The organism is Streptomyces sp. NPDC047886, assembly GCF_043204435.1.
GTDB lineage: Bacteria > Actinomycetota > Actinomycetes > Streptomycetales > Streptomycetaceae > Streptomyces.
Genome location: NZ_JBIDCF010000004.1, coordinates 673,896 through 689,056 on the forward strand (window position 1 = coordinate 673,896; position 15,161 = coordinate 689,056).

At 69.2% G+C, this 15,161-nt stretch carries 8 protein-coding genes; 1 reads left to right on the forward strand and 7 read right to left on the reverse strand.

Features of this window, described 5'->3' with window-relative positions; genetic code table 11:
• Window positions 1-143 precede the first annotated feature (143 nt).
• From ACGF5U_RS17850 to ACGF5U_RS17865, 4 genes are read right to left on the reverse strand one after another with little or no spacing between them, the layout of a single operon-like run.
• Entirely contained in the window at window positions 144-1,229 is a 1,086-nt protein-coding gene (locus tag ACGF5U_RS17850) for a hypothetical protein (RefSeq protein WP_392818788.1), read from the reverse strand.
• Window positions 1,226-5,872: a hypothetical protein gene (locus tag ACGF5U_RS17855; RefSeq protein WP_392818789.1), complete on the reverse strand. Its 4,647-nt coding sequence runs from the start codon at window positions 5,870-5,872 to the stop codon at window positions 1,226-1,228. The genes ACGF5U_RS17850 and ACGF5U_RS17855 overlap by 4 nt, the downstream gene beginning before the upstream one ends.
• 1 nt (window position 5,873) lies before the next feature.
• Window positions 5,874-6,668 carry a hypothetical protein gene (locus ACGF5U_RS17860; RefSeq protein ID WP_392818791.1) on the reverse strand — a complete coding sequence of 265 codons (795 nt, stop codon included), beginning with the start codon at window positions 6,666-6,668 and terminating at the stop codon, window positions 5,874-5,876.
• Window positions 6,665-8,248, reverse strand: a complete 1,584-nt coding sequence (locus ACGF5U_RS17865; RefSeq protein ID WP_392818792.1) for a hypothetical protein — start codon at window positions 8,246-8,248, stop codon at window positions 6,665-6,667. Before ACGF5U_RS17865 ends, ACGF5U_RS17860 begins: the two co-directional genes overlap by 4 nt.
• A gap of 557 nt (window positions 8,249-8,805) precedes the next feature.
• On the opposite strand from ACGF5U_RS17865, the gene ACGF5U_RS17870 reads away from it, so the two are divergent.
• Complete coding sequence (locus ACGF5U_RS17870) at window positions 8,806-9,534, forward strand: hypothetical protein (RefSeq protein WP_392818794.1); 729 nt, start codon at window positions 8,806-8,808, stop codon at window positions 9,532-9,534.
• Window positions 9,535-9,744: 210 nt separating this feature from the next.
• On the opposite strand, the gene ACGF5U_RS17875 is transcribed toward ACGF5U_RS17870, so the two are convergent.
• From ACGF5U_RS17875 to ACGF5U_RS17885, 3 genes are all read right to left on the reverse strand, one after another.
• Window positions 9,745-10,464 (reverse strand): hypothetical protein, encoded by a 720-nt coding sequence (locus tag ACGF5U_RS17875; protein WP_392818796.1) that lies wholly within the window; start codon window positions 10,462-10,464, stop codon window positions 9,745-9,747.
• A 215-nt stretch (window positions 10,465-10,679) separates the two neighbouring features.
• Window positions 10,680-13,991, reverse strand: coding sequence for a Mu transposase C-terminal domain-containing protein (locus ACGF5U_RS17880; protein ID WP_392818797.1), 3,312 nt, complete (start codon window positions 13,989-13,991; stop codon window positions 10,680-10,682).
• Entirely contained in the window at window positions 13,991-14,710 is a 720-nt protein-coding gene (locus ACGF5U_RS17885) for a TnsA-like heteromeric transposase endonuclease subunit (RefSeq protein ID WP_392818799.1), read from the reverse strand. Before ACGF5U_RS17885 ends, ACGF5U_RS17880 begins: the two co-directional genes overlap by 1 nt.
• Between the last annotated feature and the right edge of the window lie 451 nt (window positions 14,711-15,161).

Consider the following 15,161-nt stretch of genomic DNA (forward strand, 5'->3'; position numbering starts at 1 on the left):
GGTTGTCCGTGGGTGTCCGGCGGTGTCCGAGTGAGTCCCACGGCATCTCACTATGTCTCACTGTCTCTCGCTCGAAGTTGGCCGGATACGGCACCCTCATCGCAGTAGTTGGGGTCCCGTGCTCGGGACGGTGCCTGGGCTCGTCAGCAGGCTGCAGTACGGCTTCGCTGCTCTCGCAGCTGAGGCAGCAATGGTTGGTCGGGGCGTAGCAGTTGTTCCAGCCGGGGCTTTGGCAGAGCCTCCTGCCGGAGAACTTCTCCTTGCGTAAGAAGCATGCAGGCATTCGCAGCCAGAGGCTCAGGAAGCCAGGCTGCAGCCGCCCGGATGCGGTCTGCGTCTGCGCCCGGAACAGCACGGGGCGGCCGGGTCAGGAGTGTGCTGTACAGGCCGGCGGCCGGAACAAGTGGCGGCAGGCCGGCTTCGCGGGCGCGTTCGGCCGCCTGTTGGGCGCATTCGAGGCCGTCGAGGTCGAGGTCGGTGTACAGCAGCAGGTCGTCGATGGGGTGGTCGCGTTCCTCGAAGGTCTCGAGGCAGGTGGTGAGGGAGGCGACGAGGTGGTCGCCTCCTCCGTAGGCGAGCCAGCCCACCTCGTCGCGTCTGGGCCAGCGGTTGAGGATGCGGCGCAGGCTGGTGAACGCGGCGCTGTTCTCGACGATCAGCATCCATGGCGCGGGACCGAGCTCGTACATCGCCAGGGGTGCGGGGGAGGGGAATGCCCGCAGGTGGTCGGTGATGCTCAGCAGGCCCGCGGTGACCAGGCGGTGGGCGGTGATGCGGGCGAGGCGTTTCTCGTCGCCGTACAGCTCGTAGGAGCGTTCGGGGATCGGGACGGGTTCGGCGTCGGGGTGGTCGCGGAGGTGGTCGTTGATGGGGGAGAGGAGTTCGAGGTCGGCCCGGCTCAGCGGCAGATGTGCGGCGAAGGCGAGGGGCTCGACCCAGGCCCGGGGGCCCGGCCGTTGGGCGCGGGCCCGGCGGGGGGTGAGCCGTTCCACCCACAGGGGGAGTGGGGGTTCGGCGCTGTGGTCCCAGCCCCGGCCGCCGGCGGCGGGCAGCCGGACGGTGCCCGCGCCGGCGAGCTGTGCTGCGGCGCCAGCGAGGATCCGGCGCCGCAGGGGAGAGGTGGACAGGCTGGAGTCGCCCGCGTCGGCGGCCTGGGCCAGCAGATCGAACCCGACCCGGTTTCGGGTCTGGCCGGAGAGGAAGACGGTCATGTGCTCGGCCGGCGTCACTGGTCGCTCCCGGCGTCGCCGGGTTCGGTCTCACCGCTCTGGTGGGGGATGCCCGGCCCGGTGTCTTCCTGTTCGGTGTCCTGGGCGCTGTGGCGGTGCAGGCGTGCGGAGGTGATGCCGTCGTCGTAGGCGTGCTGCATGCCGCGGCTGACGGCGTCTCCGTAGCGGTCGGCGATCTGCACGTACTGCGAGCGGGTACGGGCGTCGATGCCGTTACGCAGGCGGATGATGAGGGGGAAGCGTTCCAGGGCGGGAAGGTCGTTGGAGCCCGTGGTGTAGACGAGCTGGATGCCATGGGCCGCGGCGACCTTGCGCTGCAGGCCGATGAACGGCGCGTAGTTCGCCTTCCCGAACGGGTTGTCCAGCACCAGGGTGCCCACGCCTCCCGACGCCTTGCTGCCCTGCTTGGCCGCACGCAGCCGGGCCAGGGTGCAGTACAGCAGGACCGACACGGTGAGCAGTTCGCCGCCGCTGAACTTCTGGATCTGAGTGACCGAGTTGCGCTGGACGATGTCGAGCGACTGCGTCGGCTTGATGATTTTCGCGACGACGTTGCCGCGTCCGCCGAGAGCGGCCAGGACCAGTTCCTTGGTCAGGGTCATGGCCTCCGGCAAGGCTGTGGCCTTGGCCGCGGTGCTTGTGGCGACGGCGGCGGTCATGCGGTCGATCTCGGTCGACAGCCTGCGGGCGAGGACCTCGTCGTCGGGCAGGTGGCGGATCTCCAGGCTGAGGAACTGCTGCCCCGACCAGCTTCCCAAACCCTGCGGCAGCCGGGAATGACGGGCCACCTGCTGTACGTCGTCCAGGACTGTTTTCACCAGCGCGAGACAGGTCTGCACGACCATCAGCTGGTCGTCGGCGAGCTCGGCCAGCTCGCCGCGGACGACCTTCTCCCGCAGATCGATCTCCTCGATCAGCTCTGCCAGCCGTGCCGGGTGGCTCAGATCGTTCAGCAGCCGTTCCAGCAGCTGGCCTTCGACCACGTCGCGGTGCGTCTGGTCCTGAGCCAGGCTGTGCACCTTGCGCACCGACTTCTCCAGCTTCTTGCGGGCGTCGTCGTGGGCTTTCGCCGCGGTGTCAACCGCGCCGGTCACCGTCTCCTCCAAGGCCTCGGCCTGTTCGGGCGGGAGAGAGGCCAGCGACGAGGCACTGATCTGCAACTGCTCGACAAGGCCGAACAGTTGGGCGTCGAGCTGCGCGGCACCTGCGTTGTCCGGCGCCGCGTCGTGCACCGTGTCGCGGTGACGGCCGGCCGTGTCTTTCATTCCTTGGGCGCATCGGGCCACCCGGTGCGCTGCGCTCTTCGCCTTCTCGGTGGCGATGTGCAGGTCTCTTACCTTCAGCTGGTGTTCCTGGGCCGCCGTGTGCGCCCGGTCGACAGATCTCCGGACCTCTGCCTGGGCCTTGAAGGCGCCGGCAGCCGTGTGGAACGGGCCTGCCTGGTCGGCATGCGCGTCGTAGGGAGGGTCGAGTGCCTCCACCGCAGCCGATGCCTCCTCCCAGGCGGTGTCCGCCCGGAGTTTCGCCTCCTTGGCAACGCCCCGACGCTCGATGGCCGTTTCCTTGGCCGCCTCGGCCTCGGCCCGCTTCCTGGAGCGATCCTCCGCCTCGCCCGCGTGGGGGGAACGCGCGAGTTGCTCGGCCTTGGCGCAGACTTCCCCGGGCTTGCGACCGAGAGCCTGCGTGAGGTCTGTGATGCGCTTGGCGCAGACTTCGGCCCGCGCCCGCAGGTCTGCGTCCCCGATCTCTCCTTCCCAGTCCCGCCGGGCCTGATCGAAACGGCTGCGCAGGGTCTCCACCGCGGTCGCGGCCAGCTCGGCCGCGCTCAGCGGGTGACCGCAGCCGGCGGGGAGGTCGGCATCGAGCCGCTTGATCTCCGAGGCATGGCGCCGCTGACGCTCCTCAAGCCGCCGCAGCAGGTCACGAGCCGCGCCCTGCCGGGCTTCGGCCTCCTCGCGGGCCTCCGCGTACCGGCGCATGTCCGCCTTGTGTACCGGTAGTGCCTGGCGGGCCTGATCCCTCTCCGCCCGGCAGGCAGGCAACACACGCTCATGCGCCTGTGCCAGCTCCCGCACCCGGGGAAGAAGATCCGTCAGCGTCACCAGCCGCTCGGTGAGGGCATCAATCTCCGGCCCGAGCGCGTCCGTGTCCTCACGTGCACGCCGCGCCTGCTCCTTCAGCAGACGGTGCTTCTCGTGAAGGGTGTCGGCCTCGTGCTCCAGACGGGCAACGGCTGCCTCGAGCCCCTCGCGCGGACCGGCGCCAAAGACGTCCATGTGGGCCTGGAGCCGACGTGCGAGAGCAGCATCCGTCTCCCGCCTGTGGATCAGATCCCGTACGCGTTCTTCCAGCCCCTCCAGCCGGTGTTCCAGCCGCAACTGCTCCCGCTCAGCGGCGTCCGGTTCCAGCAGCCCCGGGTGAACGGGCAGCACCACCGCGCCCGCGCCGGCAGCCGCGATCGCCTGCCGCGCCTGTTGGTCCTCACCCACTGCGATCACCGACGCCGTGACACCCGCGCGCTGTGCGAGCGCAGCCAGGTCCTCTCCCTCAGGAAGCGCCCCGCACACCACCACACCGCCGATCAGATGAGGCACGGCGGCCACCACCGCGGCGTGCTCGTCGGCACGGAACACCTCGCGCAGGAACTGAAGTCCCGACACGGCAGGAGCACCCAGCGCCCGCAGACGTTCCACCGCCCGCTCGACCTCCACCGGAGCCGGCAGGAAGCCGACATCCTGGAGTGCCTTCACAGCACGCCGGTCGTCGACGCCGTCCACCTGTTCCTGCAGCATCAGAGCGTCGCTCTGCTGCCCGGCCGCTGCCAGCAGATTCAGAAGGTCCCCAGCCACCTGGTCCAGATCCAGCACAGTCCCGGACTCGGCGCAGGCCAGCTCCAGCAGCCGCCGGTCGGACGCTAGCTCGCGCCTGTCGGCCTGCAAAGAACTCAACCGGTCCCACTGCGCGCTGTGACGCTCCTGGGCCGCCGCGAGCCGTACGACGCAGGCCGCCTGCTGCTCTGCCAGCTCAGAGAACAGCGACAGCGAAGCTGCCTGCCGTGCTCGGTGGTCCTGGAGCAGCTGGCCCACAACAGTGTGCTCGTCCGTGTAGCGGGTCAGCGCGTCGCCCGGATCCTCCAAGGCCCCGATCAGCCCGTCCCGGCGGGCGGTCTCGACAGCCGCTTCCGCAGTCGCCAGCTGCTCGGAGGCGCGGCGCAGCCGGTCCTTCGCCTGCCACTGCGCCTTCGCCGCCTGCGCGTGGCCGTCCTCCGCCACCTGGCGTTCGGCAGCCGCCTCCTCACTCTCCTGCCGAGCCTGTGCCACCTCACCGGCCAGCTCCTCGACGGCACCGGACAGCCTGTCCCGCAGCGCCGCTCCCGCAGCCTGCATCGCCTCGCGCAACGGGGCCTGCCGTACGTCCTGGCGTTCCAGCAGCTGTCTGAGACGCTGCTCTTCCTCCCGCTGGGCATCGAGTTCGAGCACCGTGTCCACCAGCTCCCACGCGTGATGGGCCAGCTGGGCCTCGGCCGCCTTCTCCTCGCATCGTCCCAGCTCCGTGCCGGCGTCGTCCGCGGCCCACTGCGCGGCGTGCCGAGTCAGCACCACCAGGCTCCGCTCCTCCTGCTCGGCATGCCTCCTGGCTTCGGCTCCGGCCGCCTGTTCTGCAGTGGCCTGCGCAGCGGCCGCTGCCGCCGTGCCTTCCAGTGCCTGAGCCCGGTCGGACAGGTGCTCCGCCGCGCGCAGGGCCACCCACACCTGTTGCGCGAGCGTCTCCTGCTGCACGGCCGCCAGGGCGCTGTGCTCGGTGACAGGCCTCAGCGCCAGCAGCGCCGCGGCAAGGAAACTCTGCTCCCTCTCCCGGCCAGGACGCCGCGCCAGCTTTGCCGCCGTCTCCTCCAAAGACGCCCGGACCACAGCGGGATCCCGCGGGTCGCAGACCAGGTCGATGAGGAAGTCGACGAAGTCCTCACAGGTGGAGAACTGGAACAGCTCCGTGATCCCGCCCTCCTCCCGGTTCATGTCCCGCTGGATCTTCAGGACAGCCGGGTCGAGCCTGAGATCGGACAACAGCGTGCGCCACTCGGTCTGGTCCTTGGCGATGCGCAGATGCAGCCCACGCTGTGCCTTGCCCGCGTCGCCCAGCTTCTTGAGGAACGCGCTCTGCGTCAGTTGCCCACCCTCGGTACGCACCGGGAGGCAGTCCAGGTCGAGGAGCCCCGGCAGCGGCCGGAAGGCATACCAGCGACGCACCAGCAGCTCCCAGCCGTGCTCCACGTCAGCAGGCCGGTGCCCGTCCTGCCACTGGTACACCCCTCCGGTGACCAGGGCAGGGCCCCCGCGGGGCAGGGAAGTGTCCTCCCACTCGGCGATGACATGGGAGACCTTCTGGTCGGGCACGTAGTCGGCCAGGGACTTGCCCTTCTTGTGGCCGATGAAGTCGCCCTTCGCCGGCAGGAAGAGGCTGAAGATCAACGACAGCAGGCTCGACTTGCCGCCACCGTTACGCAGCCACAAGATCACGTCGACGGCCGGCACCACCCTGCCGTCCACATGGCTCACGCCGCCCGTCAGATCCAGGACCAGCGACTTGAACCCCGCAGCCGCATGCCCGATGTTCACCAGCCGCAGACGTCGCAGACGGTGCATGTCACATCTCCTCGGAGTCGGAGTCGGAGTCGGAGTCGGAGTCGGAGTCGGTGCCGGGGGCGGCGTCTGCGTCCTGAGCCCGCCGGATGTCGCGCAGCGTCTCGAACGCCGGCAACGCCGCCGCCTCACCGACCTGCAGCCGGAACCTGTGCAGCAGCCGGTAGTGCCCGGCGCCGAACTCCGGCGCCGGCATTGCCATGCCCTGGTGCACCAGCCACTCCAGCGCTTCGCGGATCACGACCTGCGTGCTCGACTGCGTCACCCCGCGTCCTCCCGCGGTCGGTTTCGCCGGCGGGCGCCTGTCATACATCCGCCACACGGCATCGACGGCCGGCTCCGGCACCGGTAGCCCGTCCTCGCCCTTCGACGCCTCCCTCAGCTGCTCCACCAGGTGCCGCAGGAAGGCGTCCACCTCGCCGACACTGATGCGCTTGACCGTCTCGTCTTCCAGGTCGTGCTCGGTCGGATACACGCGAGCCGCGATCGCGACGTGCACCAGCCCGAGCACCAGGCGCTGCTCCGCCGACCGCTTCAGGTCGTCCTTGAGCCGGTAGGTGAACAGTCCTCCGTCCTGGGCATGCAGGACCAGACCTTCCTGAGGGTGTGCGGCGATCACCTGCACACCCAGCCCCTGGCTGATCGCCTCGACCCGGTCCCGGAAGGCCTTGTCCATCCGGTAGCGCTGCAGCAGGTCCCGGTAGCGTGCGTCGGCCAGCGGACGCAGCCTGGGCCGGCACCCGTGCCGCACCAGTTCCGCCGCGTCCTGAAGATCCTCCAGAGCCGCAACCGCGCTCATGCCGCAGCCTCCTCGAGCAGTTCCTCGTCGATCAGGGAGTGAGCCGGAACGACGAGCAGGTCGCTGCCGCCGTAGAGGCCGTCGTCGAAGCAGGTTCCGTCGTCCAGGACCACCAGGTGCTCGCCCAGCAGGTCCGACAGGTCGTGCACACCGGCCTCCTCGTCGTCGCCCTCGGGATCCGGAGCGAACGCCGCCAGCACCGTCAGCGCGAGAACGTCGGCCACCGCCGGACCGAACTGCAGAGCATCGGCCAGCAACTGCGACAACCTGACCGGCCCGGCCAAAGCCTGCGCCAGCACCCTGCGTGCCCGCGCATAGTCGAGATCACTGTGACCCGCCGCGTCCGCCATCAGATCGTCGTCCGTCAGCTCGACGACCTCGTCGTCCTCGAACGTCCCACCGCTCTCCCGCACCGGCGCCAGCAGCAGGCTCCACCAGTCCCGAAGCCGCGGCAGACGCGCCACGACCGGACCGCTGAGCGCATCGGTGAACACCTCCGTCACCTCAGCAGCCTCCGCCGCGCCCAGCTCCAGCAGCGGCAGCAGTACGTCGCTTTGCAGAGCCACCTTCGACAGCTGGGGGATCGGCCGGAAGCGCTGCTGGGCCTGCGACTGAAGGAACGTCGACCGAGCCCCCAGCACCTCTTTGAGTAGCTGTGAATGCCGGTGATGTGCTCGCTGAAGCAGCTGCAGGATGCGCATGCAGGTCAGCAGCACATCGCTCTCCTTGATCCCGTCACGTGCCGTGCGCATCAGCTCGATCAGCCCCTGCTCGGCCCGCTGCCGCTCCAGCAGGTGGCTGCGCGCCGCGTCAAGGAGATCCGGCACGTGACGCCCCCAGTCCACGGCCCGCACGTCCCGCTCGGTCTCCCGCAGCACCACCCGGATCCGCTCCGCGTACGCCAGTGACAGTTTCAGGCTCTCCCCGGCGCTCTCCTCCGCCCGGCCCCACCGCCCGGTGCGTACCTGGCGGCGCAGGATCTCGTCCTTCGCCGCCTGGTGGTCCTCCACATCGACGTCCATCCCGGCCAGCAGCAGATTGATCGCCGGCACACTCGACCGCAGTACCGCCCGCCCGTCCCGCCCGATTTCCTCGCTCAGCAGCCGTACCCCCAGCTCCTGCCGGCAGTGCCCCTGCCGGTAGTCGCTGTAGGCAACGGCGAAGTCCATGCCGCCGTGCTGGTCGTTGAGAAGCTCTCGCAGCACGAACCGAGCCACAGCCTCGTGCTCGTCACCGCCCCGGCCGGGTCCCGCGTCACGAGCCAGATCCACCAGGAACTCCACCACAGCCTCGGTGGTCGCCTCCTGGTCAAGGCCCTGCTGGTGCATCACCGCCTCCAGCGCCGCCAGCGCCAGGGTCCGAGGGTCGTACACGCCGGCAGGGAACTGCTGCCACGCCTGTCTCAGGTCCAGGCGGTGCAACGGGCTCGAGCGGGCCAGGACCGTACTGCGCCTCACGAAACCGGGGTCGGACACCAGCGACTTCCACCCGCCCGTGTCGCTGGGCCCGGGAGCCGCGGCCAGCAGCTGTCGCTCCTCGCTGTCCAACAGCCGATCCGCACCATCGAGATCGTCACCCAAGACAAGAACCACCTTTCATGTCGAAATGCGCGCTTTTGGGCCGTGGCGAAGAGTGCAGCACCCACCTGTGACAATCAGGGTGAAAAGGGGGTATCACTCTCATCACGGTGGCCGACGGCCATGCGGGTGATCCTCAAGCCGTCGCAGGCGCCTGAGCAGGGCCGATTCACACGCGAGCACTCGGGCGGCCGCGCTCGGAGTCACCGTGGGCTCTGGCGGCTCCACGCGCGCCTCAGATACGTCTCGACGTGGCAGCCATCGATCCGCGCCTCGCGTGCGCGCCGTGCCGTGTCCCGCACCCTCTGGTCAACGCTGCGAAGCAGCGAGATTGAAGCGTCGTCGCCGTCGCCAGTCCCGACCGGCCCAGCGGCCAGAAAACCCATGGCTGACCGTCATGTAGGGACCCTCGCTCGTGACCGACCGAATGCTCGACAACCACACGAAATGGCGAAAGGTACGTCGTAATTGCTGCTCGCCGCACGAGAAGGTCGTTAGACCACCGGGAGTACAGCAGCGGGCCCGGCCGGACCGGCGCCCTTTGACCACAGGGGATGGCAATGGGACGCGTCAAGAAGAACAAGCCGCATGGCAAGCAGACGGGAGGGCGGGGCGACGGAAGCAAGCGGACGCCGGCGACGGTCAGCTGGACACCGCTGAAGCACGTCTGCGGATGCGTCGCGGACTGGGGCTGGTCCAGCCAGACCGCCAACCCCTTCGTCTTCAAAGAGTGGTTCATCACCCGGCTGGCCAAGCAGTGCCCCTGGCACGAGCCGACGCTGGGCGGCGCGGAGCCGGCTTCCTTGCCCGACCATCACTTCGTATCGCCGTTGGCCTTCCCGGGCGTCTACTTTCAGGTCCGCAAGGCGACAGGTGACAACGTGCCCCTCGGCGCCGAACTCGCCAGTCGTCTTACCTCCCTCATGGAGAAGGCGAGCCAGGGGGATGCCGAGCTGCTTGCCGGCGCGCCTCACGCCTTCCGCAGCTGGCTGATGACGCACGCGGACAACCCCGCCCAGGAATGGCTCGACCACGAACTGACCGAGATCATCCTCAATCAGGGGCGATCCGCTCTGCCCCGGGAACTGCTTGAGCATGCGGCTGCCTTGGACACGGCCAAGCCGCCCAGCACGCAGCCGACGAGTGCGGCGTGCAACGTGTGTTCCTTTGCCGCGTCGGTGGGCGGCCTGCTGTGTGAGTGCGGGCACGACTGGAGCTGTCACCCCGGCACGCCTGGAGAAGGCGAGCCCTGCTCCCACTGCCCGTGTCCCAACATGATCCATATCTGACCGGCCCGCACGGGCCCCCGGTCGTGCCCTGTCGACTCGTGACGGCGACGCCGACGCTCATGGATGATGGCGCCGTCCCCTCACGGCCAGGTCTTCAGTCGGCAGCCTCAGCGTGCTGGCCACCGTGAAAGTCCCGGGCCGAACGCTCTGGTGACGTGTCACGCCGACTGTGAGGTCGCCTGCGCGCCCGCGGTGCCAGGCTTCCGTCGCTCAAAGGCTTTCGGAGGAGAGATTCAACGTTTTGTCGTCCGCACGGATGTAGGGGGAGCGGCGCTGGAACGCCTCGTACCTTCCCTGCATGTATGAGGCAGCTTCCTCCTGGGAGGGCAGTGTGGGCTGCGCGGGGGGCGGCCAGGGCTGAGACGAGATGTGGCGCAGGGCCAGGGCGGCTGTCTCGAGGGGATGGACAGCGCTGTTCACCGCTTGCTCGTGTGCTGTGCGGCAGGCATGAAGCAGGCTCCGTTCCAGCCGCTGGAACTGCAGAGGGTCGAAGATGGCCAAGGCCCTGCCGGCTGCGTACGGGGGCGCAAGCCGCAGACCGATGTGCCCCACGTGCGTGATCAGTGCCAGGGAGTCGGGCGCATCGTCTGCTGCTGCGGCGAGCACGCTGCTCCAGTTCTGCGCCAACAGCCACTTCTCGACGGCTCGCGGGATTCCGCCGGGGCCGTTCACCGGTGTGGAGGCGGTGACGTGGTGGATCACGCGCCAGTACTCCTCCTCTGCGTCCAGACGGGCGTGAGCGAGATTCTCCATGAAGCTCGGGAGCACCGGTGCGGGCAGGACGATGCAGACGAGTTGCCCGTCGTCCCGTCCCGCGCGCATAGTCAAGCTGCCGTGCACGGCTCCGATTTCGAGCATGTCGACCACCACGGTCCGGCGGCCGGGGAATCCTGCCATTGACCGTCGCCCGGGCTTCTTGCGCTTGCTCAAAGTGAACTTCCTTTGTTTCCGGTTCGTATGCGGACGGCGCAGTGCGCGCACCCTGAGACCTCGGATTGACGACCGCCCGCCCACCCGGGACTGTTGCGGTACCGGCCGCGCGGGGGCGGGCGGATGGAGCTCGTTAGAGCGAACGATCCGAGTAAGGGTTCGCGGACGGGCGGATCCAGGTTGTGAAACGAGCGCATGATCCGATGGGATGTGCGTCAGGTCTGCAGAATCGGATCGTCACAGAAACGCCCTACCAGTTGGTCGTCGAGGAGTTCCTCGGTGATGGCTTCAGCGCCGGTCTCGATGGCCTCCTGCGCAGCCATGCAGATGAGGAGCGACAGGGGTTTCATGTAGCCGCCGGTGCGACGGTGCAGGTGTGTCGCCAGGTGAAGAAGGTCCCCGGGCGTGTGCTGGTGCAGGCGCAGGTGCTGGTCGAAGGCCTTGACGATCTCGTGGAAGGTCGTGTGGTCGTCGGTGCTGTAGGGGATGGGGAGAACGGCCAGGGTGGGGATGCCGCCGGATCCGCCGTCGGGCGACCCAGGACGTTTGCCGTGGCGGGCATCGTTGACGACGTCGCGTGAGCCGGGACCGCAGTACACGAAGGAGACGTTGCATTCGTCGGCGAGGTAGCCGAAGTAGTCGAACGCTGTCTTCAGTTCTGCGTTGTCCAGCCGGTCGATGCCGTCGACGAGGACCAGGCGGGTGCCGAGGGTCTTCATGACGTGGCAGATGGGTCCGGTCATGTCGGTGCTGCGTGGATTGGTCTCGGGGTCTTTGGTGTGCCTGTGGCCGAGGAACTCGGCGAACGGGATGGACATGTCGAGCTTGCTGCCGGGGGCGAGTGGCGTGTTGATGTGGACGACGGGGACACGCTTGGGGTGGGGAGGCAGCTGGTCGGCAAGGATCTTCTCGAAGCTTCGGCCGATCTGGCGCAGGACGGTGGTCATTCCGGTCTCGCCCGGACCGTCGATCGCCAGATGCATGGGGCCTTCGCTGCGTGGACTGCCGGCCAGCCACAGCCGGCGCGCCACCGTGTTGGCCTTCTTCATGGCGGGTGTGGGAACGGTGCACATCGTGGCGTGGTACCGCAGCCGTGGGTCGTCCGCCGGGGTAGGGGACGCCGGGGGCGGGTGGTCGGCGAGTTCCGGCGGCTTCACGTTCTGGCGCATCAGGGCGCGCCAGCCGTCGCGGGTGGTCGGCGGGAGGAACGCGCCGGGTACGGCGTCAATGGGGCGAGGTTCCACGGGAGGTCCTTGGCAGGGCTGCAGGCAGGCAGAGCGCTGGGTCTCCTCCTGCCTGGGGTGGTCAGTGCGAGCTGTCCGGTCCGGGGCCGGTGTCGTCGGGTGACGCCGATGCCGGGGCGGGGGAGAGCCATTCCGGCCCGCTGGGCAGGCTGGCGACGCTGTCGAAGCAAGGAACAGGGATGCCTGCGTAGGGATCCTTGGCAGAGCCGGGACCGACGGCCATCCCGCGGTCGGCTGGCACCGGGGGCGTGCTGGAGGTGCGGGCCGGGCCGCGGCCGGCACGCTGGAGGTGCGGGCCGGGCCGCGGCCGGCGCGCTCGAGCAGCGAGCGCACGACGCGGGCGATCGCGCTCTGGTCCCGGCTGCTGCCCCCGCTCTCAAGATGCGTGGCCGTGGCCTGATCCCAGACGTGCTCGCTCCACGTGTCACCGATCCGCCGCTGATAGACGAAACCGGCCTCCGCCCAGCTGCCGTTGCGGAAGTCCTCCAGCCACACCTTCTCCGGCTGATGCGGGTGGAAGCGCACTGGCCAGCGCTGTCCCTTACCCGGCCAGCCCGACGCCGCATGGCGGTAGACGTTGAGGGCCCGACTGTCGTAGGTGCGGTTGTTCAGCCGCACACCCTTCTCCGTGACCCTCGCCCACTCCGTGGGAAGCAGCCGCAGCCGGTCCTCCTCGCCGAGACAGACGGGAACGTAGCCGCTGGAAGCGACGTGAGCGGCGAACATCTGGTTCGGAGTACGCGCCGGCATCGACGGCAGGAACGGATTGCGCAGCTCCTCGTGCGGGCGCTGCTGCCATCCGATCGCGATCCACTGCTGCAGGAAGTCATTGATCTGGTCGACCCGCCACAGTCGCTCCTTGGCGACTTTCTTCCCGCGATGACGAAGGTCCTTGCCCGTGTAGCCAGGAAGGAACTGGCTGAAGAGCGTTTTGACCGAGCTGAAGGTCCGCTCGATGATCGCCTTGTGGGTGGGGGAGTTGTAGCAGGCAGGCCGCACGGAGATGCCCAGTTGGGCGCAGGCGTCCATGAACGCCCGCCCCGCGAACACCTTTCCGTTGTCCATCACGATCATCTCGGGGATGATCACCGGCCGGGCGGCCGCCCCCTGCATCCGCTCGTCGGCCTCCACCAGTTGCGCGTACGGCAGACCGGATCCCTGTGCGCCGGCCCGCGGTGACCAGTGCGGCCGCATCGGCTGCGGCGTGCACATCTCGGCCAGGAGCAGCAGGGCGTCCACCGCCTTCGTGGCACGCCCGCCGTGGCGGCGGGCTCTGGCGCCGGTCTTGGTGCCTCCGGACTTGGGCCGGATGACAGCCGCGAGAATGGTGCGGCTGACCACGTCGATCGCCGCGGTCAGCTCCAGAGAGACCACCCGGCCGGTCTCGTCCAGCGCCAGCAGGTCGAGCGCGGTGGTGTCGATCTGGACCTGCTCGCCCGGCGTGGTCGCCGTCGCCAGAGTGAACGGAGGCGCAGGCCGATGCCCGCCACCGCCGCGGCGCCCAGCCTCTTTTCCACACAGGATTCCCAGTCGGTCCAACAGCCGGTAGAACGTAGCCGTGGACGGCATCAGCTCTTCGGCCCTCTTCTTCTTGAACTTCCTCACGCATGCCCTCCGCAACAGCTCAAACAGCCGTGACCTGGTCCCGACGGACCTGTCCTCGTACCGCTTGTGGATCTTCAGGAGCAGCTTCACCACCTGCTCGTCGACGCGCCCATGCGCACTGGGCCGGCGGACCCGCCGTTTGTCGACAAGCCCCCACACGCCCTCGCGCAGCCACGCCAGGCGCTTGCGCTCGACCGTGGCCGCGGACACGTGCAGGTGGGCCGCGCGGAGCTCGTCCGCCTTGGTCTCGCAGCGCTGGCGCAGTGTGGTCACACCGGTGTCGTAGCCAGGCCGTGGCCAGCTTCCAGGATCGGCGAAGCCGGGCAGCCCGCAGTGCACCTCCAGGACGTGGTCCAGCCAGAACTCCGCTTGTTCGCGGGCCTTTTCCGGCAGCCCGTCCAGCAGGCCCGCAGCTCCCAGGCTTCGGTTCGTAGCGGGGGAAGCGGCGCTCTTGCTGTCGCCGGCCGACGAGGCGCTCGGTGTGCTGAGGACGGCGAAGTCAGAGGAGCGGACCAGGGCGTCCAGCAGTACGACAGCGTCCTCGCCGTCGGCATGCCGGCTGAGCAGATGCACGCTGCTGCCCTGCAGCGCCGTCACCTGGTAGCTGCGGCCATGCCAGCGCACCGTGCTGCCCACCCCCACCTCGGCCGGCCTTGCCGGCGTGTGGGTCGCGGTCATCAGCCTGTTCCTTCCGGCGTCCACACCAGTGAGCGCGCGGGAACGAACGGGCTGCTCCAGTCGATGAGGAGTTCACGCGTCCAGATCAGATGGTGCGCCCTGGCCACGGTGGGCAGCTCCGGCAGACCGCTCGCGCGTACGCCGGCCGCGAGCGGCTGCGGCTTCGCGAACACATCGTGCAGGACTCGCGCCGTGCCGGCGTCCGCCAGCCGGGTATGCCGCCACCGCGACAACCGCTGCATGTTCTGCGCGGCCACCGGATCCGCCAGGCCCTCATGCACCCGTACCTGCCAGCCCGTCTGCCGGCCCGCTGCCTCAAGCAGCCGCGAAGCCTCCTCCCACCGCTGAGACGTGTCTCCTCGAGGGCGGCACACCAGCAGCCGGCCCTGTCCGTCGGCCAGCCGGACGAAGAAGTCAGGCACGTAACCCTCACCGCTGCCTGCCCAGCCCAGCCGCACCGGCCACGACGCGAACGCCGCCACCTCGCGATCGGCCTCCAGCGATACCGCCGCCTCCAAAGCGGCAAGGGTGGCGCACCCGGCATGCCGCACCCGGTCCGCCGGCCGCCACCACGTCGCGATCGCCCGCCTGCCTTGGTACCGCGGCGGCTGCCACACCGCCTCGTGATCCTCCAACCTCTCGCCGCGCAGCTCACGCACCGGCCGCTCCACCAGCCGGCCCGCCCGCGACCGAACCTGCGCCCAGACCAGATCACTCACCACGGCACACCTCTCCACGCAGCACGGACATCGCCTTGCTCTCGAAACCGAGCGGGCGGTGCCGAACACCCTGGCGTGCCGTGGAGCAGGACAAGAAGCGATCGGCCTCGAACGCGCTCGAACGAGCGAGCGTGAAGGAACGGCCCGTGCGCCCCTCGATCTCCAGAACGAAGCCCCGGCCACGGCCGCCGTCACCTGCGCCGATGCGCTGCCGCGGCGGTGGGCGCAGGGGGCGCAAGGCAACACCGGCCGTGCGCCTCCCTCGAACGAGCGCACATCTGTGCGTGCCGACAGTCGTATCGCCGCAGGTCGGCCACCCTCCGGCTGATGACGAAACGCTTTTGTGCCACCCGCATGGGCTATGCGTTTAAGGAAAGCTGCGCTGGCAAGCGCCCCTCGCGTCGCCACGCGAGAGCGCCGACAGCGACTTTTCCGGGGGAGTCAGAGACGT